At 46.3% G+C, this 19,676-nt stretch carries 14 protein-coding genes; 11 read left to right on the top strand and 3 right to left on the bottom strand.

Going from position 1 to position 19,676, the window contains the following annotated elements:
- Positions 1-137 precede the first annotated feature (137 nt).
- Both F0220_RS22140 and F0220_RS22135 read left to right on the top strand, forming a co-directional pair.
- The gene (locus F0220_RS22140) at positions 138-524 is read left to right on the top strand and encodes a VOC family protein (RefSeq protein WP_181155485.1); all 387 of its coding nucleotides are present in this window, start codon (positions 138-140) and stop codon (positions 522-524) included.
- 77 nt (positions 525-601) lie between these two features.
- Positions 602-802, top strand: a complete 201-nt coding sequence (locus F0220_RS22135) for a hypothetical protein (protein WP_105599858.1) — start codon at positions 602-604, stop codon at positions 800-802.
- A gap of 141 nt (positions 803-943) precedes the next feature.
- Here the strand turns inward: F0220_RS22135 and F0220_RS22130 are convergent, their stop codons facing one another.
- Complete coding sequence (locus F0220_RS22130; protein ID WP_105599856.1) at positions 944-3,595, bottom strand: cation-translocating P-type ATPase; 2,652 nt, start codon at positions 3,593-3,595, stop codon at positions 944-946.
- Between the two features lie 306 nt (positions 3,596-3,901).
- On the opposite strand from F0220_RS22130, the gene hcp reads away from it, so the two are divergent.
- The 9 genes from hcp (at position 3,902) to F0220_RS22085 (ending at position 15,977) form a co-directional block, all read left to right on the top strand.
- Positions 3,902-5,194 (top strand): hydroxylamine reductase, encoded by a 1,293-nt coding sequence (gene hcp, locus F0220_RS22125; RefSeq protein ID WP_105599855.1) that lies wholly within the window; start codon positions 3,902-3,904, stop codon positions 5,192-5,194.
- A 257-nt stretch (positions 5,195-5,451) separates the two neighbouring features.
- Positions 5,452-6,861, top strand: a complete 1,410-nt coding sequence (locus F0220_RS22120) for a PTS transporter subunit EIIC (RefSeq protein ID WP_181155484.1) — start codon at positions 5,452-5,454, stop codon at positions 6,859-6,861.
- Between the two features lie 228 nt (positions 6,862-7,089).
- Positions 7,090-8,715, top strand: coding sequence for a helix-turn-helix domain-containing protein (locus F0220_RS22115; protein ID WP_105599851.1), 1,626 nt, complete (start codon positions 7,090-7,092; stop codon positions 8,713-8,715).
- A gap of 102 nt (positions 8,716-8,817) precedes the next feature.
- Positions 8,818-9,834, top strand: coding sequence for an ABC transporter substrate-binding protein (locus F0220_RS22110; RefSeq protein ID WP_105599850.1), 1,017 nt, complete (start codon positions 8,818-8,820; stop codon positions 9,832-9,834).
- Between the two features lie 6 nt (positions 9,835-9,840).
- Complete coding sequence (locus F0220_RS22105) at positions 9,841-10,860, top strand: NAD(P)/FAD-dependent oxidoreductase (RefSeq protein ID WP_105600027.1); 1,020 nt, start codon at positions 9,841-9,843, stop codon at positions 10,858-10,860.
- 303 nt (positions 10,861-11,163) lie between these two features.
- Positions 11,164-11,892: a collagen-like protein gene (locus F0220_RS22100; protein ID WP_105600025.1), complete on the top strand. Its 729-nt coding sequence runs from the start codon at positions 11,164-11,166 to the stop codon at positions 11,890-11,892.
- A 313-nt stretch (positions 11,893-12,205) separates the two neighbouring features.
- Positions 12,206-12,748, top strand: coding sequence for a CueP family metal-binding protein (locus F0220_RS22095; protein ID WP_105599848.1), 543 nt, complete (start codon positions 12,206-12,208; stop codon positions 12,746-12,748).
- A 182-nt stretch (positions 12,749-12,930) separates the two neighbouring features.
- Entirely contained in the window at positions 12,931-13,932 is a 1,002-nt protein-coding gene (locus F0220_RS22090) for an ABC transporter substrate-binding protein (protein ID WP_105599847.1), read from the top strand.
- Positions 13,929-15,977, top strand: a complete 2,049-nt coding sequence (locus F0220_RS22085) for an iron ABC transporter permease (RefSeq protein WP_105599845.1) — start codon at positions 13,929-13,931, stop codon at positions 15,975-15,977. The genes F0220_RS22090 and F0220_RS22085 overlap by 4 nt, the downstream gene beginning before the upstream one ends.
- A 285-nt stretch (positions 15,978-16,262) precedes the next feature.
- On the opposite strand, the gene F0220_RS22080 is transcribed toward F0220_RS22085, so the two are convergent.
- Together F0220_RS22080 and F0220_RS22075 are read right to left on the bottom strand one after the other, a co-directional pair.
- On the bottom strand, positions 16,263-17,435 hold the full coding sequence (locus F0220_RS22080; RefSeq protein WP_105599843.1) for an aminotransferase class I/II-fold pyridoxal phosphate-dependent enzyme: 1,173 nt from the start codon (positions 17,433-17,435) through the stop codon (positions 16,263-16,265).
- Between the two features lie 94 nt (positions 17,436-17,529).
- A complete protein-coding gene (locus F0220_RS22075) occupies positions 17,530-19,605 on the bottom strand; it encodes a methyl-accepting chemotaxis protein (protein WP_179198420.1) in 2,076 nt (691 codons plus the stop codon).
- Positions 19,606-19,676: the final 71 nt, after the last annotated feature.

Genomic DNA, 19,676 nt, shown 5'->3' with positions numbered 1-19,676 from the left:
GATATTAATAATAAACAATAGACGGATTTCCTGAATTTAACTAAAATGATCATTGAACATACATAAGCGGATGGATCACGGTGAGGTAATTAGATATGTAAGTTATTAGCATGTTGAAAATGAAGGAGATTATACCCATGACTCATGCATTATTAATGTCCCACAGCGTATTTCCGACGCTGGATATGAAGCGTACCGCGCAGTTTTATGAAGAAAAGATGGGCTTTCGAGTCGTCGAATATCTTGATGCCGAGGAACCTCATGTATGTCTTTATCGTGATCTTACCGAGATTATTTTGACCCAAAGCAATGGACAGAAGGTCATTCCCAACAGAGAATTATATGGTTATGGATATGACGCATATTTTATTACCCAGAACCAGGAAGAGCTTCAACAGGAATTGATCAACGCAGATGTGAAAATCGTACGTGTCTTGAATCATACAGACTATAATAACAAGGAGTTTGTGATCGAGGATATCGATGGAAGATGGATCGCTTTTGGCATAAAACAGGGTAATTAGATACAGTACAGAAAACGGACTTATTAAACGCTAATGATGCTCAAATTGATAGCGGAGTATGTGAGGGAGTTATCTACATGGTAGAAGGAATTTTGTTGTTGTTTGCCCAGATCGGTTTAATTATTGGAGTGGCGTTAATAGCATCCGGATTAACAAATGGTTCAAAAGGGAAAGAAAAGTTCAATTGGTCGGCGACCTTCCCCACGGTATCCTGGGGAATATGTATCCTGATCCTGTCCATCTGTTGGTTGGTATATAGATATCAACTTAATGCTTAGCAATTTCGAGGATGGCTTAGAAAACATAAACATCGTTATGGATGAGAAGTGTATTCTTTGACTTTGTAAAAAAATACGATAAACAAACAGGCGCTCCGATAACGGGCGCCTGTTTGTGCATACGTACGATATCTGCAGATCTTATGCCGCAGTAACTTGTTTGCCGCGATTGCGAATCCACTTGATGACATCCATCAGTATGACTGCAGCAAGAGCAAGTCCGCCTGCAATCAGGAACTCATTCCAGCCGAATGTATCCGGGATGGCGAAGACGCCGCGAACACCTGGAATCAGTGTAATTGCATAGAGACAGAGACATACCAGGATGGAGCCAAGCACGAATTTATTGGTCATAAAACCCACCTGGAAGATCGTCTGTGTGTTGGAACGTGCTGCAAATGTTTGCAGACTGCGTGCCAGAATCAGGGTTGTGAAGGCCATAGCCACACTGATTTCCTCCGAAATACCAAGTCCAATATATTGAGACACAATAACAGCTGCACCAATCAGGACACCACGTGTAATCACAGCCTGCAGGGTTCCACCTGCGAAGATACCCTCGTTAATATCACGTGGTTTACGCCGCATGACATCTGGCTCTGGTTTCTCTGTACCCAAAGCAATGGCAGGCAGGGAGTCGTTCACCAGATTGATGAACAGCAGCTGAAGGGCCGTAAACGGATTAACCCAGCCGACAATCAAGGCAAACAAAATGGCGATAATGGCGCCGAGGTTACCGGCGAACAGGTAAGCGATGGCTTTTTTGATGTTATCAAATACCATCCGCCCAACACTGACCGCATTTACAATGGAGACAAAGTTATCATCCGTCAGAATCATGGCAGCCGCATCCTTGGCGACATCCGTTCCGCTACCCATCGCTACGCCGATGTCAGCCTGTTTTAGCGCTGGTGCGTCATTAACTCCGTCTCCGGTCATCGCTGCAACCTTGCCTTTGCGTTGCCATGCACGCACGATCCGGATTTTATTCTCAGGTGATACTCTGGCGTATACCGAGATGTGTTCGAGTTGTTGATCCAGCTCTTCATCAGACATTTTGTCCAGTTCGGCACCGGTAATGGCGAGATCATCCGGTTCTGCAAGGCCGATATCCACACCGATCGCCTGAGCCGTCGTTTTGTGATCTCCGGTGATCATGATGGTGCGAATGCCCGCTTTTTTGGACTCTTCAATCGACCCGTATACCGCTTCACGCGGTGGGTCAATCATCGCTGTCAGGCCAACCAGTGTCAGATCATGCTCGTCATCAATGGTGACCTGGTTTTTGTCATCAAATTTTTTGTACGCATAGGCCAGTACGCGGAAGGCACGTTTGGAGAAGGCCTCATTTTTCTCTTCAAACTGTGTGCGAATCTCGGGTGTGAGGGGCTGAACTTCACCATTGATAAATACATGACTACAGCGGCTGAACAGCACATCCGGTCCACCTTTGGTCAGCAAAGCCGTCTGTCCCTCGAAGGTATGCACCGTACTCATGAGTTTTCGATCCGAGTCAAAAGGAAGCTCAGCTTCACGCGGGAACTGGTCACGGATTTCATTGTAATCCTTGTTCACCCGGTTGCTGAAGGCAATGAGAGCCACTTCGGTTGGATCACCCAGTTCCTTGCCTTCCTGGTTAATATTCGAATCATTGCAGAGCACTGCAATATGTAACAGACGTCGTTCCTCTTCCGACCACTGATCGGGATCATCGGGGAATTCGTCCTTGGTACCATGGGGAATGTAATAATCAACGACAGTCATCTTATTCTGAGTTAGTGTTCCTGTTTTATCCGTACAGATGATACTGGCAGAACCGAGCGCCTCCACGGCAGGCAGTCTGCGAATGATCGCATGTTGTTTGGCCATCTTATTCGTTCCGAGTGACAATACGATCGTCACAATGGAGGATAACGCCTCAGGAATGGCAGCAACCGCAACAGCTACGGCAAACATCAGTGCATTTACGATGGAAGGCCCGATATTCTCCGTACCTTCGGTCAACCATACACGACCGGCTTCTATGCCAAAGATGAGAATCGACAACCCCAGGATGAAAAAGCCCAATTTTTTGCTGAATGATTCCAACTTACGCTGTAACGGCGTATTCTTGGCTTCGGCATTTTCGATCAGTTCGGCAATTTTACCAATTTCCGTCTTGAGAGCCGTACCTGTAATGACAAGCATGCCTCGTCCATATACGACCAGTGAGCCACTGAAGGCCATATTGCGACGATCTCCGATTGGAGCTTCATCCGGGATGGCATCAGCGTGTTTTTCCGCAGCTTCGGATTCTCCGGTCAACATGCCTTCGTTGATTTTCAGACTTCCTGATTCCAGGATACGCCCGTCTGCGGGGACATAATCACCTGCATCCAGCATAACAATATCACCGGGAACGAGTTCCCTCGCCGGAATGGTTTTTTTCTGCCCGTCACGAATGACCTTTGCTTCGGGTGCAGACATCTGTTTCAGCGCGTCAAGTGAACTCTCGGCTTTTTTGGTCTGTACAACACTGATTACCGCGTTGAGCAAAATAACCAGGAATATGATCAACGATTCAATCAGGTGTCCAAGTACAACCTGTACCGCGGCTGCAATCAGCAGCACGATGACCATCGGATCTTTGAAATTTTCGAGGAACAATTTCCAGACTGGTGTTGCATCTTTCCCTTTTAACTCGTTATATCCTTCCGTTTCAAGTCTCTTGGCAGCTTCGGAGGTCGTGAGTCCCTTGGAGGAACTCTGTACATCCTGAAGGGTTTCCTCCGCACTGTGTCTATAATGTTGCAATTGACCAGCTCCTTGAATATTAGATTTCTCTGTGTATTACCCTTACGGGCAAAATCTAGAATCGTTTCATTTTCGTATTTTTTTAAGATTATGGATTTATACATTTTTAGCTGTACACAGTATTTTTCATAATGATCCGAGATATGCCTTTTTTCGAATATTATTATTTCCAGTTTGCATGATGGTTTAGAAAACCAATATAGATTTAGATTAAATACTGTGTGCACCATCACACTAGCTCATATCAGGGTCTGTTACGCTATTACATAACGAACTGCGTTTAATCTAAGTTTGGAGGGGAATCATATGTTTTGTTATCAGTGCGAACAGACGCCGAGTGGCGGGTGTACCGTGGTAGGGGTATGCGGCAAAAACGAAACAATTGCAAGTTTGCAGGATACGATGATTTTTGCGTTAAAAGGTATCGCTGCTTATGCGACACATGCACGCCAGTTGGGATATCATGATCCTGAGGTGGATCGGATTACACATGAGGCATTATATATGACATTAACGAACTCGAATTTTAATGTACAGGAACATCTGGAGATGGCGATGAAGGTAGGTAATGCAGCCATCCGCATTATGGATGTGCTGGATCGTGCGCACACGGACCGCTTTGGTGTACCGCAACCGATTACGGTTAGCCAGAACCAGATTGAAGGACAGTGCATCGTGGTGACAGGGCATAATCTGTATGCATTGGAGGAGTTGTTACGTCAAACCGAAGGGAAAGGAATCAACATCTATACCCACTCGGAAATGTTGCCTGCCCACGGTTATCCGGCGCTGAAGAAATATGCCCATCTCAAGGGTAATATCGGTAAAGCATGGTACGATCAGCGCAGACTGTTCGAACAATTCCCGGGTGCTATTCTTGCAACAACCAACTGTGTTATGCCGATTAAAGGCACCTATGCAGACCGCTTTTTCTCATACGAAGTGGCGGGTCTGGAGGGGGTTGCCAAGATTATGGATGATGACTTCTCACCGCTGATTGAACGTGCATTGTCACTGCCTGCGGCTAATGTACAATCGGAGCAAGTCTTAACAACAGGATACCATCATGAGACCGTGATTGGGCTTGCGCCCGAGATTATTCAAGCGGTGAAAGACGGTCATATCCGTCGATTCTTCGTTATTGCCGGTTGTGATGCGCCAGGCAAAGGTGGCAACTACTATCGTGAACTCGCGACATCCTTGCCGAATGATACTGTAATCCTTACGACATCCTGTGGTAAGTTCCGCTTCAACGATGTGGATTATGGTACGGTTGGAGAAACGGGTATACCGCGTTATATTGATCTGGGTCAATGCAACAATTCCGGTTCTACGGTGAAAATCGCAATGGCTTTAGCGGATGCTTTTGGCTGTACTGTAAATGAGTTACCTGTCAGCATTGTGCTGTCCTGGTTTGAGCAAAAAGCAGTTGCGATCCTGCTTGGCCTATTCAGCCTCGGCATTCAGGACATTCGCATTGGACCAAAACCGCCTGAGTTCATATCGGAAGGTGTCTTGGATGTACTCGTGGATATGTTCGGGCTGAAGTTAATTACAACAGCAGAAGAAGATATGAACGCGATGTTGGCACTGTCATAGGATGAGGATGTATATTTACATGTAGAGTATGACTCATAAGTAAAGATGGATAAGAGCCTACATAAGAGTAGGCTTTTTTTCTTTTTCGACCTTCATAGGTCCATATACCTTGTATAAATGAACATGCAATGTCAGGGAAATTAGTTTTTTTATCCTATTGAAGTTTTTTCATGGAAATGTGTATATAGATAGAGGCAGATTAGATCATAACACATCACAAAACACGGGTTTACCGTAACATGAGGAGATTGTACATAATGCATAACACACTGATTGAAGATTGGTTGAAACTCGCAGGTGGCAAGGAGAACATCAAGCTCGTAGAACATGATAAGGGGACAACGACACTGGTACTGAAGGACAATACACAATTGAACATGTCGGTTCTTGCCTCCACATATGTTGTAGCAGATATTCAGGTAACAGGTGAGCAGTGTCATCTGAGAATAAGAGATGAATCTTCCCTGATCTACAATGCGTTACTGGGTATGGACGCCTGGGATTCGACAGGGACAGCGTTGCAGGAAGCGGGACATGCGAAGAAGAACAGATTCTCGATCTTACATTTTGTATCCGATGTATTCATGCCCTTGATGCCTGCAATTCTCGGAGCCGCAGTTATTAAAATTATAGTCGCTATTATTGCGTTAATGGATACGTACAGTTCTGCGGATTCTTCTGCTTTGATGGATAGCCAGACCTTTACGATATTCAGGATCATTGGAGACAGTGTACTTTATGTACTGCCTGTATTGGTAGCAATCAGCACAGCGTATCGGCTGAAGAGCAACATCTATGTTGCTGCATCGATTGGCGGACTCATGTTTTATCCGGAGATGACCATGCTGATGTCAGGGGAAAAAGAGGTTCATTTCCTGGGTATGCCACTGGTGTCTCAGCCTGCTTTGTACTCTACGGCCATCTGGATCATTCTCACGATCTGTGCAGCGGCCTACCTGGAAAGATTCGTTGAACGATGGAGTCCAAAATTCGCCAAAGGCATGCTTGCTCCATTCCTGACGTTACTGATTGTTGTTCCGTTAGTATTGATGATACTTGGTCCAGTTGGAACCTGGATTGATGAATATCTGCCGGAAGCATTGGATTCACTAGTAGCTAATGCTCCAGTGATATCGGTGATGTTACTGGGGGCAGTCTTCTCCCTGATGATTATTATGGGGTTACACTACTGGATGCTTGCCATCATCATGAATGATATGCTCATGAATGGTTCTTCCATGGTGATTCCTGCTATATTAGTGGCGATTGTAGGACAAGCGGGGGCCGCGCTCGCAACCGCTTTGCGTTCGAAAGAGTCAGCTTCCGGAAGAGTTGCTTTCTGGGCAACGGGAACAGCCCTCCTTGGAGTGGTAGAGCCTGCATTGTATGCAGTCAACATGAGAAAGAGATCCTCCTTCTATGCGGCATTACTGGGTGGAGCTGCGGGTGGACTGTATTTTGGGTTGTTATCTGTCAAGGCATTCGCTATCGTTGGGAATCCGAGCTTGGTCAGCCTCCCGCTCTTCAGCGAAGAGGGCAGCCTGAATCTGTTACACACTTGCATCGGTGTAGTCATTGCTTTCGGTGTCTCATGTGGACTGACGTATTGGATGGCAGGAAAAGGACAGAAACGGGGACAGGGGTCACCAAAATCCAGCATTGAGTAATACGTAAAACGTAGCATTGAGAAGTAGCATTTAAGTTGTAATAAAGAGCCTGTGCCTGATGGCACGGGCCTTTTGTTGTTTTTGTATCTGAATAATACTAGTATGAAATGCTCAGTAGCTGTCCACCATTTTATTCAAGTCATAGCTTGTTGGTTATGGATTTGTCATGTATTTTGATATAGTGAAAACTATAAATCTGGATTACTAATCCCTTTGAAAGGATAACCTATGTCTGACAACATGGAATGGATTGCTCAATGGAAGTCAACGAATGCACTAAGCAACGCATGGATAACGAAAGGCGAGCTGCATCACTTTTCCAGTCACACCTTGATATTTATTATTGATGGAAAAGCGATCTGGAATATAAATGGACACCGAGTTCACGTCTCCTATGGAGAATTAATTGCGCTTGAAGAGAACTCCGTAATGGAGGTCATTGAAGGTGGCAACCTGGATCTGGCAGGCTGGCATGTTCAGTTCGATACATATTCGGTGCTGCATGATAGACGGGAAGCTGAGAAGTTCGAATGGCAGTTACCGTCAGGAGAGGCGTATCAGAAAGTTCAACTGTCCGGTGGAGGTTTGGCAAGTATCATTCAGCATTGGAGTGAAGTGCATTCACAGGACCAGAGTGCAGGAAGGGTTGGCCATCAGCATTTGTTATATGAGTTGTTAAGTAATCTTTATCGGAAACAGCCAGATGACGAGTTAAAGCCAGAACACGCTATACTTCGCTCCATTGACTACATGCAGCAACATTATGATCAGGTCATTACACGTACACAGTTAGCTCAGATTGCCGGAATCAGTCCATGGCATTACTCCCGCAAATTTAGCGAGCGATATGGTAAGCCACCTCTGGATTATCTGGCACACTACCGGATCTACCGTGCGCAGGAAGAATTGATATTAACAGCTGCAACCTCACTGGATATTGCCAAAAAATCTGGTTTTGAAGATGCTCATTATTTTAGCCGACGCTTCAAACAGCTGACTGGCGTATCACCAAAGATATATAGGCAGACGATGACGCAGCGCAAGATCGTATCACTTTCTCCAATCTGTGCAGAAATTATGATTCATCTGGGTGTCATCCCCCATGCCGTAGTGGTCACCCCGATCCTGTTGTCGCCACATCACCATGAACAATTTACATCGTATGGAGTAGAGATGCTGGAGGTAACACAGTATGAGGTGGAGATAGAACTTGTTCGACAAGTTCAACCGGAGATATTGATAGGAAACGTATTGACGGAAGAGGTCAAAAGGGGGCTGCGCACAATTGCACCGATTCTAACCGGACTTCATCAAGATGTAGAACCAATGCTCGATCAATTGGCAGGCTGGTTTCTCAAAGAAGAAGAGGCCCATAGACTGCATCTGCAGATGAAACACGAGGTCAGTGCAGCGAAGCGACAGTTGCACCCCATCATTCAATCCGCATCGACAGTCATGCTGCTGAGGGTAGAAGCATTTGGTTATCGATATCTGGGTGGGCATTCACACGGGGTATCACACTTGTTATATGAACAGCTTGGATTAACACTGCCGCAAGCACTTGATTCAGGTGCAGCTTGGTTTAATCCTTGTTCGCTGGACCTGCTCACACAAGCCAATCCCGATTATTTGTTTGTGGAGAAGCGGATCATGCAGCACTTCAGTGCTGAAGAAAATATGAGGAAACTATGGGAGAGTCCGCAATGGAATGACCTGAAGGCTGTAAAAAATAATCGGGTATTTTACGTAGATACTCACCTGTGGGTAGACGGATACGGAATTACGGGACACACTCTGATTCTCAATCAGATCATTCGCCATCTTACGGAACCTCTTCATGAGAGAGCACAATAATCCAACGGAATACGCACGATATGCTATGGAAGCAACACTTCTTATTTGATACTATTTGATAATAATTATCATTATCAATATACATAAGGGGCGAAGTATATCATGTCACGAAGATTTAAAGGGTTGGGCATCATGCTGTTGGTGATCAGTATGATGCTGGCGGCATGTTCCGGTGGAACTACTGAAGAGAACGCTACAGCTGGAACAGCAGGTACTCCAACTGAAGGAGCAGCGAGTACTGCGGAAGAAACAGCGACTGAAAGTGGGACTAAGGTGGTGAAGGATCAGTTTGGGGAAGTAACGATTCCTGCCCATCCTCAAAATTTAATTGTGTTTGATTCGATCTATGCCGAGTATCTGATTGAGATGGGGGTTACACCCCAAATGGTTTTGTTAACTCCCGAAGTTGAAGCGGAATACCGTCCTGCTTATTTTAAAGAACATGGCGTTCAGGTCATCGAAGTGGAGCAATACCAATATAACTATGAGCAGTTGCTGGCGCTGTCACCGGATATGATCCTTACAGCGGGGGAAGGTATGGAACAGGGCGTATATGACGAGTTATCCAAAATCGCTCCTACAGTTGCACTGGATGCCAACAGTGAAATGAAACGTGCCATGCCGAAGTTGGCTGCCATATTCGATAAAACCGAAGAATCTGCCAAAATACTGGCTGAATTCGACGAGAAAGCCTCACAAGCGAAAGAGAAAATTGCAGCAGCCCTTGGAGACAAGACCGTATTGGTTCTCCGGGTTGAGCACAATCGTTACCGTTTCATGGGTCCCAAAGGTGGAAGCAGCAGTGTTTTCTTCTATGATATCCTGGGTCTGAATAGTCCTGAAGCTATTAAAGATTCTACAGATTGGTTTAGCCAGTTCTCACTGGAATTCTTGCCTGAGATGAATCCGGATTATATTTTCCTAGAAGACAGAACCCTCGTAGGTTATGACACGAAGAAATCTATGGAAGATCTGAAAGCAAGCCAGGTGTGGTCGAATCTGGAGGCTGTGAAGAATGATCATGTCTTTCCATTGAAAACAAGTCAATTCGTATCAGGTGTGGGTCCGATTGGCTCTGTAAAATTGATGGACTATGTTGTTGAAAAGTTGGTGCCATAGATGAAGATGGAGACACAATTGGATATCTACGATATTACGATCATTGGTGGTGGGCCAGCTGGCATGTATGCCTCATTTTATAGTGGTATGAGAGCCATGCGCACCAAGATCATCGAAGCCAAGCAGGAACTGGGTGGATTCATGCGTACGTACCCCGAGAAGTTGATCTGGGATGTGGGCGGGATTGATCCGATTCGCTGCGAGAAGCTGATTGAATCGCTGGAGAGACAAGCGAGAACGTTCGATCCAACGATTGTGTTTGGTCAGGAAATTGCCGAGCTGGAACGACGTGAGGATGGTGTATTTGTACTCATTTCCAAAACAGGCGAGCGTCATTACACACGTACCATCCTGTTATGTGCGGGCAGAGGTATGACTCAGGTGCAGAAGCTGGATGTCGAGGGTGCCAATCGGTATGAGCTGACGAATCTGCACTATACCGTAACTGATCTATCTCGATTTGCAGGGAAGCGTGTTCTGATCTCGGGTGGCGGCGATTCCGCAGTCGACTGGGCGAATGAAATGGGCAAGATCGCAAGTGAAGTTACGGTAGCACACAGACGTCATGAGTTTACCGGACACGAGTCGCCAGTTGCTCAGATGAAAGCTCAAGCGAGCGTCATGACGCCATTTAGCATCTCACGCTTACACGGTACAGGTGACAAAATCGATCGTGTCGAGCTAGCCCATGTAGAAACTGGTGAGATCACACATGTTGAAGTGGATGAAGTTGTCGTAAGCCATGGGTATGATCGTGATTTCGGTAACCTTGTGCAATGGGGACTGGAGCGGGAAGATTACGGCGTGTCCGTTGATCAGCGCATGCGTACCAACATTCCAGGCATATTCGGAGCAGGTGACTTCATCACTTATGGAAGCAAAGTTCGACTGATCGCAGGTGCTTTTAACGATGCGGTGCTCGCAGTCAACAGTGCCAAGATGTATCTTGAACCTGACGCGTCTGATATGGCGGGTGTCTCTTCCCACAACGCCCGGTTCTATGAGAAGAACAAAGCACTATTGTAAAATAAGAAGAACCTGTGTGAAAGGGATAAGCATAGCAAAAGCCAGTCAAACATCGAGATTATCTCGTGTTCGACTGGCTTTTTTATCTGCATATTATATTGAAAATTGGTCTATGCATTTATGTTATAGACTGGATTCATAGACCAATTTACTCATTATAGGCACTATAATTTTCTAATTTATAGTTAATAGTCTATGCCCCTCGTGATGGATACACATAGTATGTGGAGAAATATCACGGAGGTGAGTTGATTGTTAAATCGTCATGGAAAACGCATTTGTAGACGTAAATTTAAACAAAGCATGCATTGTCGAGTTAAGGTTAAGGTGGTAAAGGTTAGACCTAAGGTTGTGGTTAATGCACCGCAAGGCGCTCAAGGAATTTCTGGACCAATAGGACCGATAGGTCCAAAAGGGGCAACTGGCGCTCAAGGGATACCGGGACCACAAGGACTGCAAGGGATTCCGGGTATACAAGGGCCAGTCGGGCCAGCAGGCGCGCTCGGAGCAGTGGGTCCAGTAGGGCCAGTCGGGCCAGCAGGGGCGCTCGGAGCAGTGGGTCCAGTAGGTCCAGTAGGTCCAGCAGGAGCAACAGGAGCAACAGGTCCGGCCGGTCCAGTTGGGGCTGGAATATCCGATTTCCTAAGTGTTTTCCGAGCAGATCCTGGCACAGGCACAGACACAGTACCTGGCAACTCACCCATAACTTTAACCGGGGTTTTGGCTAATGTTGGAGGTGCATTCACATTCGTGCCGCCGTCCTCCACGATAACAATCAATGAAACAGGAAGTTACTTGATCTCTTTTAGCATTCATAATCAGGGCGATGCAGCTTTCAACCTCACGGTAAATGGAACGCCCATAACACCTGTGCCTTTCACAGGTAATGGAGGAGGACCTATATCTGCTGAAGTTATTGTTACGGTAACAACGGTTCCGACGACGATCCAGCTGGTAAATGCGAATGCAACTCCTGCACAGTTGCATAACAATCTAAATACCACTGTGACCATTCTAAAACTGACTCCTTAATTCCGATTCTCAATATAGTCTATGTCAGCATAAAAATAAAAGTTTATGTCTTTTATCCAGTCAATAAGTCTATTTATCCAGCAAGATAGTCTGAACTAGTAGGCACTGGAGAGTGGCGGGACGATGAAGCGCATAGACTTCACCGCTGCTCTCTGCGTTTCCAGAGCCCAGCCTACCATTCGAACCAATCAACTATGATGCGAAAAGATTCGTACCAATAATGTGATAATCTGGTGAATTGTTTGTTGTATAAGTCCATATTGCTTCGTTCTCCATTATACTTAATGAAAACGGACGAGGAGATGGATTCCAGATGAAAAAACAAATATGGATCATTGCAAGTGTTGCAGTTGTGATTGTAATCGGAACCTATCTGTTTGCAAGCAATACAGGCAAGGAAGAGGCGGGTACAGCCAATGCGCCCAACATCCGAAAATTGGTGGAAGATATCAGCACAGGAAAAGAGAAACCGGAATCTGCCTCCATTAATGCCAAACAGTTAATCGTCACCGATCAAGATGAAAAAACCATTACATATGATTTGCCTGAGAACGAATTTTTCCTTTCCATTGCACCCTATGTGGACCAGACCCATCCCTGTGCAATTCATAGCTTGACCGGTTGTCAGGGGGAAATGAGCAATAAGGAATTCAGTGTTACCATTCACGATTCTCAAGGCAACACGTTTATGAAAGATGAAGTGATGAAGTCTGGTGCAAACGGATTTATGGATTTTTGGGTGCCAAGAGACAGAACCTATCTGATTCGTATTGTTCGAGATGGAAAGGTTGCAGAAACGCAATTGTCTACATACGAAAATGATAATACATGCATCACTACGATGCAGTTGAGTTAATGTAAACAGACAGCAATCGAAGGGAAGGATGGCCGTTGAGCTATCCTTTTCCTTTTTTTATTTCATAAAAGAGTTGGAATAAGGTACTTTTCATTGACAAAAATCCATTCCTACGGCATAATCCAATAGTGATAATGATAATTGTTATCATATAAATACATATAAACAGGGGAGATCAAGATATGAAAAAAGGGTTAAACGGACTGTTGATCATGCTGGCATTTGTGCTGGTTTTGGCGGGTTGTGGTAAAACCACGACTACAACAGACACAAGTCAAGGTACTAATTCGGGCAGTGCTCCGGCTGAAGAGACAGCAGGTCCTGTTACCGTGAAGCATAAACGTGGAGAGCTTAAGCTGGACAAGCCAGCAGAACGTGTTGTTACACTTGAATGGACATATACGGAAGATGTTGTTGCCCTGGGGGTTCAGCCAGTAGGTAATGCAGATAACGCTAACTATAAAGTGTGGGTAACATCCGAAGCAGCACTGGATGATAGTGTAACGGATATCGGAACACGCGGTGAGCCGAATCTGGAAGCTATTGCTGCATTGAAGCCGGATCTGATCATTGCTAACGCAGATAATAATAATGCGGTCTACGATCAGCTTAATGCTATCGCACCAACCATTGAATTCGATCCGTATGATGGCGATGGCTATAATTATGACAAAATGACAGAGATCTTTAATACCATTGCAACAGCTCTTGGGAAAGAAGACAAGGCTAAGCAAGTTCTTAGTGATCTCGATCAGCACTATGTAGAAGCCAAAGGAAAATTGGCTGCTGCAGGTAAAGAGAACTTCAACTTTGCATTGACTCAAGCATTCACGTATCAAAATGCAGTCAGCCTGCGTATGTTTACGGATAATTCGGTTGTTATCGGTACATTGGACAAAATTGGTCTGGTGAACGATTGGAAGCCGGACAAACTGGAAAACTACGGCTTCTCGACAGTAGGAATTGAGTCGTTGACCGCTGTTAAGGACAGTAACTTCATTTATATTACTCAACCAGACGATGACGTTTTTGGCACAGCCATGAAAGATAACTCGGTTTGGAACGGACTGAACTTCGTGAAGGACAAACGTACCTATCAACTGGCCAGCACAACATGGACTTTTGGTGGACCGATCTCCTCCAAAGTATTGGTTGATGGGGTAGTCGAGGCGATTACCAAATGAGTTCGGTTCAAGGATCTAAGCCTGCTATGAATTGGCGCACAATAAGCATATATGGGGGCGGTCTAACCGCTCTCATCGTGCTTTTTTTTGTAAGTCTGTGTTATGGAGAAGCATCCATTCCTTTGCATGTCGTTTGGGACGCTCTTACAGGCAGACAGGATTCATTAGAGCACAATATGGTCTGGGACTTGCGCATGCCGCGTACAGTGATCGGTATTCTTGCGGGTGGCGCACTGGCTGTTGCGGGCGCTTTGCTGCAAACGATTACTCGTAATCCACTGGCTGCTTCAGATACGCTGGGGATTAATGCAGGAGCGTATTTTGTGGTGGTGCTGGGAGCTATCGCTTTTCCAGGCGTGTTAAGTCAGTCGCCTTTTCTTTTCGCAGCACTAGGTGGTTTGCTGGCAGCATTTGCGGCTTATTTCATGGGCGGCGGACGAACATCAAGCCCGGTCCGACTTGCGTTGTCCGGTATGATTGTATCAATGGTGCTTGGTTCATTTACAAGTGCATTACATATTTTTTTCTCCATGGAGACACAAGGATTGTTCCTTTGGGGCTCCGGAACACTTGTCCAGAATGACTGGAGTGGTGTGTTTTATGCTTTGCCTTGGGTGGTTGGGATTACCCTTCTCACGTTAATCCTGTCCAGACAGTGGGATATGCTGGAGCTGGATGAATCAACGGCTTCTTCCTTGGGACAAAAGGTTACATTGGCTCGTGCAGTAGGGTTAATTCTTGCTGTATTGCTGGCTGCCGTGATTGTCAGTGTAATCGGACCGATTGGGTTCGTGGGACTGGTTGCACCTCATCTGGTTCGATTGAGTGGTGTACGTTCTAACCGATTACTTTTACCTGGTGTGTTCATATGGGGCGCAGCGCTCCTGGTTGGAGCAGATGTCCTCGCCAAGATGGTGCATAACTCCAGCATGGAACTGCCAACGGGTGCCGTTATGGCGATTATTGGTGCACCGTGGCTCATCTGGCTTGTTCTTACACGCATGAAGGCTGCGAACGGATCAGGCATGTCTACTTCAATGAGCACAGGAGGAGCTGCGCGTCGCTTTGCATTTGGCCCGATGGCTGTATTATTCTCAGTCATAACGGTCGTGCTTATCTTGCTCAGTACGATGTTTGGCGGTATGCGAATTCCGCTGGCCGATTGGTTACCAAGTCTGTTCCAATCGGATGGACTGTTCTCCGCGCTAATTCAGCTTCGGATTCCGCGTACACTTGTTGCCGCAGGTGCAGGAGCTGCACTGGCAATTAGTGGTGTGCTTATTCAGATGGCGGTACGTAACCCGCTGGCAGATGCTTCAATTGTTGGTGTGTCCTCAGGTGCAGGGCTTGGAGCGATGATGGTCATCATCTTATGGCCGGGTCTTCCGATATACTTGCTGCCAATTGCGGCAATCATCGGTGCAGCCATTGCTGCAGTGGTGGTGTTCTCCCTCGCCTGGAAGAAAGGACTGAACCCTTCGGCGGTTGTGTTACTGGGGATCGCGATGTCTGCCATTGCTGGAGCAGGTATTCAGATTCTGATTGTCCGTGGTGCGGTATACGGTAGCAGCGGATATATCTGGCTGACAGGAAGCACCTATGCTCGTACCTGGGAACAGGTGAGGGTTATCGGATTATTTTTAGTTATTCTGGTACCGGTGGCTTGGTGGCTGGCACGCAGATTCGAACTGCTGGTATTTGACGACAATAGTGCATCCGGGCTTGGTCTCGGAGTACGTCGTACACGATTATTAGCCATGACAGTTGGTGTATTACTTGCAGCAGGTGCTGTTGCTTGCGTAGGAACCGTTGGTTTTATCGGCCTGATTGCACCACATATGGTACGGCTACTGACGGGGAATAAGTTAAGACGATCCATGTTCCTATCCGCATTAGCGGGTGCAGTCATGCTGGTGCTCGCTGATACCATCGGCAGAACCGTCATGGCACCGACAGAGATTCCATCAGGCATACTCATTGCGATCATTGGAACACCGTACTTCCTGTATCTCATGTATCGTTCTAACTGGCGAAAGTCTGTATAAATGGTTGAAACCGGAAGCCTGCTCCCCGAGCAGGCTTTTTGCTATGCCTTTTCAACATTTAGCTACCAGCTTAAAAATCCGTTTAACCGGTCCTCATCGATGGTTTGTCGGACCCTAGAAGGCACAACACAAGTAGCATTATCCATTGAATGTCTGGTCCTGCACCAAATGACAAAATCCCCTCTGGTCTACAAGAAGCAGAGATCACGTTATCAAACGTGAAGCTCATACTCCCTGTAGACCTTGAGGGGATTGATGGTTGAGCGCATACTAACGATGTTCCTGTTAGCTGGTTTTCAGTATCCCGCTGTGATTGACAGATTCCACAGCTTGCTGCAGTACTTCAACATCCTGAACAAGCGCGAATCGAACGTAACCTTCGCCTGAAGGACCAAAGGCACTACCTGGGGTTGCAATGACACCCGCATGTGTGACCAGATCCATGGCAAATTGCTCTGAGCTGTCGTAGTGAGCTGGAATGCGACTCCAGACAAACATGGTAGCTTCCGGTTTGGCAATAGGCCAACCGAGTTGGCTGAAGCCCTCACAGAGGATGTCTCTACGTTGTTCATATATAGCTCTGACCCGTTCAACCTCCGATTGATCACCGGTAATGGCGGCAATTGCTGCTTTTTGGATCGGTAGGAACATCCCGTAATCCATATTGGATTTTAGCTTTTTCAGCATGGAGACCATGGTTGTATTGCCCACACAGAAGCCGATTCGAGCTCCTGCCAGTCCGTACGTTTTTGACAGGGAATTGAATTCCACACCGACGTCCATGGCGCCAGGGAACGCAAGGAAGCTTCCACATGACTTTCCGTCAAATACGAGTTCGCTGTACGCGTTATCGTGGAGCACGATAATATCATACTTCTTCGCAAAGGCAATCAGGTCAAGATAGAACTGATCCGGTGCCATCGCGGTTGTCGGATTGTTGGGATAGGAGACCAGCATGAATTTTGCTCGTTGAGCGATATCTTCCGGTATATCCTGAAGCTGAATAACATACCCGTTTTCTTCTTTTTGCGGCATATAATACAGTTCTGCACCTGCCAGTAACGGTCCATCCGCAAAGACGGGATAGCAGGGGTCAGGGACGAGCACCAGATCACCTTCATCGACAATGGAGAGGGATATATGTGCCAGTCCTTCCTGTGAACCGAGCAAGGAACAGATCTGTGTTGCCGGGTCTAACTCGACCTGATAACGCTGCTTGTACCAATCGCTTGTAGCTTGCAGCAACTCACTCTGATCATTCACAGCATATATATAATTAGCCGGATCTGCAGCGGCCTCGCATAGTGCAGTTATAATATGCTGCGCAGGTGGGATATTCGGCGTACCCACACTGAGATCAATAACGGGCTGCCCGTTCTCCAGTCTGCGGCGTTTGATCTCCAGCAACCGGGTGAAAATTCCTTCATTGAAATGATCCATTCGTTTGGCAAAGTTCATGATGATGATTCAGCCTCCAATCCTCTTCGTACGCATATTCATTAATAATAAATGGACAGCGACTAAAAGAGAAGAGCGGGTGAAAGCTTGCAGATCATGACTTTACTTTAAACTGGCTTAGTTCGTCTTGCAGTTTGCCAGATAGCTGGTTCAACTGTTTCGACAGATCAGCTACCTGTTCGATACTATCCAGCTGATCTTGCGTGCTGGCGCTTACTTCTTCCGTTGATGCCGAGTTCTCCTCTGTGGTGGAGGAGATAATCTCCAGTGCCTGGAATATCTCATCTTTGTGTTTGTGTACATTGGCGGTATTAGTGGTAATCTGCATCATACGTTGCTGCAGATCTTTCAGGTCTTTGTTAATACTGAAGAATACATGTTTGGTATCTTCTACGGATTTGGCATTCTCCTCCGCAATCTTCATACCGCGCATGGTATGTTCAACCGAAAGGGTTGTTTTCTCTTCAATAACATTCACCTTTTTGTTGATTTCCTCTGTTGCCTGAGCCGTCTGTTCTGCAAGTTTGCGGACCTCTTCGGCAACGACGGCAAATCCTCTTCCATGTTCGCCAGCACGTGCAGCTTCAATGGAGGCATTCAGTGCGAGCAGGTTCGTCTGAGAGGCAATCTGTTTGACTGTATCCACAAAACTGGATATTTCATTCCGACTCAGGTCAATCTCCTGGATAATAGAGGACATTGCTTGGGTGGACTGATGGTTTTCCTCGGACCATTTCGATAATTGTTCCACGACCGCAAGTCCTTGGCTGCTCTGATCAGCAGATGTCTGCACGACCGATCCCATAGCCTGCGCATCGGTAGCAATTTCATCGATTTGGCTGGATAAAGAGCCTGTTTTTCGTAAAATATTTTCCGTTTCGATGGACTGATAATTCGTTGCATTAGCAATCTCGTTGATGGCTGTTGATGTGTCATTCATGGTCACAGCTGTTCGAGAGGAGATGGCTTGCAGATCATTCGACGACTGGTTCAGGATTTGCGCCGAGCTGCCGACCATTTGCAGCATGACCTGAATTTTCTGTACCATGGAATTCAAGCCTGTAGCGATCTGTCCAATTTCATTATTAGATTTGATATCCAGTTGGACAGTCAGATCACCTTGTTCAATCTGTTTAATCTTAGCCAGCAGCTGTGGTATGGAGCGTAACAGACGGCGAAGGGTAATGTAACAGATAATCACAAGTAGAAGGGTAGCTGCAGCAAAACCGCCAAGCGTAATCCACGTGAACGTTTTTAATTCTGCGAGAACTTCTTCTTCGGATATGGTCAGACCAACGGACCATCCCGTATCCTTGCTGGTAGCGTAGCCGATATAACGACGTTCCCCATTGTCGTTCATAAGCTGTACGCCGTTTTCACCGGCAAGCATTTTCTTGCCGATGTCCCCCATGTCCCCCGTACTGTCCAGGATGTTCTCCTTCAAAACCTTCTCTTGATCCGGATGGTACAGAATTTCCCCGCTCTTGGACAGCAACATGGAATAGCCCGTGCTTCCAAGGGAATAACTCTCCATAATCGCCGGAATATCCTTAAATGCAATATCCGCTGCGGCAAAGCCGATCGTGTTGTTGTTGTCGTCTTTGATCGGATAAAAGATACCCATAAGTACATTGCCTGCTGCAATATCAATGTACGGATCGGAGAAATAAAGTCCGTCTGCGGTGGTAACCGGCTTGTAGTATGGACGCGACTGGATATCGAAGTCCGGTGCAGATACGACACCATCATTTTGAATCCAAAATCCTTTTCCATCCAGACCGGCGACCCAGGCATCGGCAAACGAAGGCTCTGCCTTAACGATAGCGGCGAGTGTTGCCTGTGTTTCCGCAGCGTAGGTTGAACTTTTCGCATCCGCAGCAGATGCTGTTGTTTCTATGTATTGCTGAAATAATGTGTTGGTGGACATTTGCTTGACCAGTGCGCCCTTTTCCTTGAATAGTGCATCAAATTCACTAACAATGGCTTGTGTCTTGGTCTGGAGCATGGATTCCTGCTGTTTCACCAGAATGTTTCGTGTGCTTGCAAACATAAATGTTCCCAGCACGGCAAAGACAACTACGATAATGACGAGCAGCACAATGGACAACGTATTTGCCATACTGGATGTCCGTGCTCCCGTTTTCCCCCACTTGTTCAACATGTTCGACATATTCCATCTCCCCAGATGATTATTAAAAAGCTCAAAACGCCTAAGTTATATGTCGGTATGATCTATAGTTT

It is taken from the genome of Paenibacillus sp. 37 (genome assembly GCF_008386395.1).
Taxonomy (GTDB): Bacteria; Bacillota; Bacilli; order Paenibacillales; family Paenibacillaceae; genus Paenibacillus; species Paenibacillus amylolyticus_B.
Note: the sequence above shows the minus strand (reverse complement) of the source record. Positions and strands in the feature narration are given on the sequence as shown.

Bases quoted from the DNA above. Each gene is read 5' to 3' on its own strand.
- F0220_RS22105 (WP_105600027.1), top strand. From the start codon at position 9,841: ATGGAGACACAATTGGATATCTACGATATTACGATCATTGGTGGTGGG.
- F0220_RS22115 (WP_105599851.1), top strand. From the start codon at position 7,090: ATGTCTGACAACATGGAATGGATTGCTCAATGGAAGTCAACGAATGCA.
- F0220_RS22080 (WP_105599843.1), bottom strand. From the start codon at position 17,435: ATGAACTTTGCCAAACGAATGGATCATTTCAATGAAGGAATTTTCACC.
- F0220_RS22100 (WP_105600025.1), top strand. From the start codon at position 11,164: ATGCATTGTCGAGTTAAGGTTAAGGTGGTAAAGGTTAGACCTAAGGTT.
- F0220_RS22135 (WP_105599858.1), top strand. From the start codon at position 602: ATGGTAGAAGGAATTTTGTTGTTGTTTGCCCAGATCGGTTTAATTATT.
- F0220_RS22110 (WP_105599850.1), top strand. From the start codon at position 8,818: ATGTCACGAAGATTTAAAGGGTTGGGCATCATGCTGTTGGTGATCAGT.
- hcp (WP_105599855.1), top strand. From the start codon at position 3,902: ATGTTTTGTTATCAGTGCGAACAGACGCCGAGTGGCGGGTGTACCGTG.
- F0220_RS22085 (WP_105599845.1), top strand. From the start codon at position 13,929: ATGAGTTCGGTTCAAGGATCTAAGCCTGCTATGAATTGGCGCACAATA.
- F0220_RS22140 (WP_181155485.1), top strand. From the start codon at position 138: ATGACTCATGCATTATTAATGTCCCACAGCGTATTTCCGACGCTGGAT.
- F0220_RS22120 (WP_181155484.1), top strand. From the start codon at position 5,452: ATGCATAACACACTGATTGAAGATTGGTTGAAACTCGCAGGTGGCAAG.
- F0220_RS22090 (WP_105599847.1), top strand. From the start codon at position 12,931: ATGAAAAAAGGGTTAAACGGACTGTTGATCATGCTGGCATTTGTGCTG.
- F0220_RS22075 (WP_179198420.1), bottom strand. From the start codon at position 19,605: ATGTCGAACATGTTGAACAAGTGGGGGAAAACGGGAGCACGGACATCC.
- F0220_RS22095 (WP_105599848.1), top strand. From the start codon at position 12,206: ATGAAAAAACAAATATGGATCATTGCAAGTGTTGCAGTTGTGATTGTA.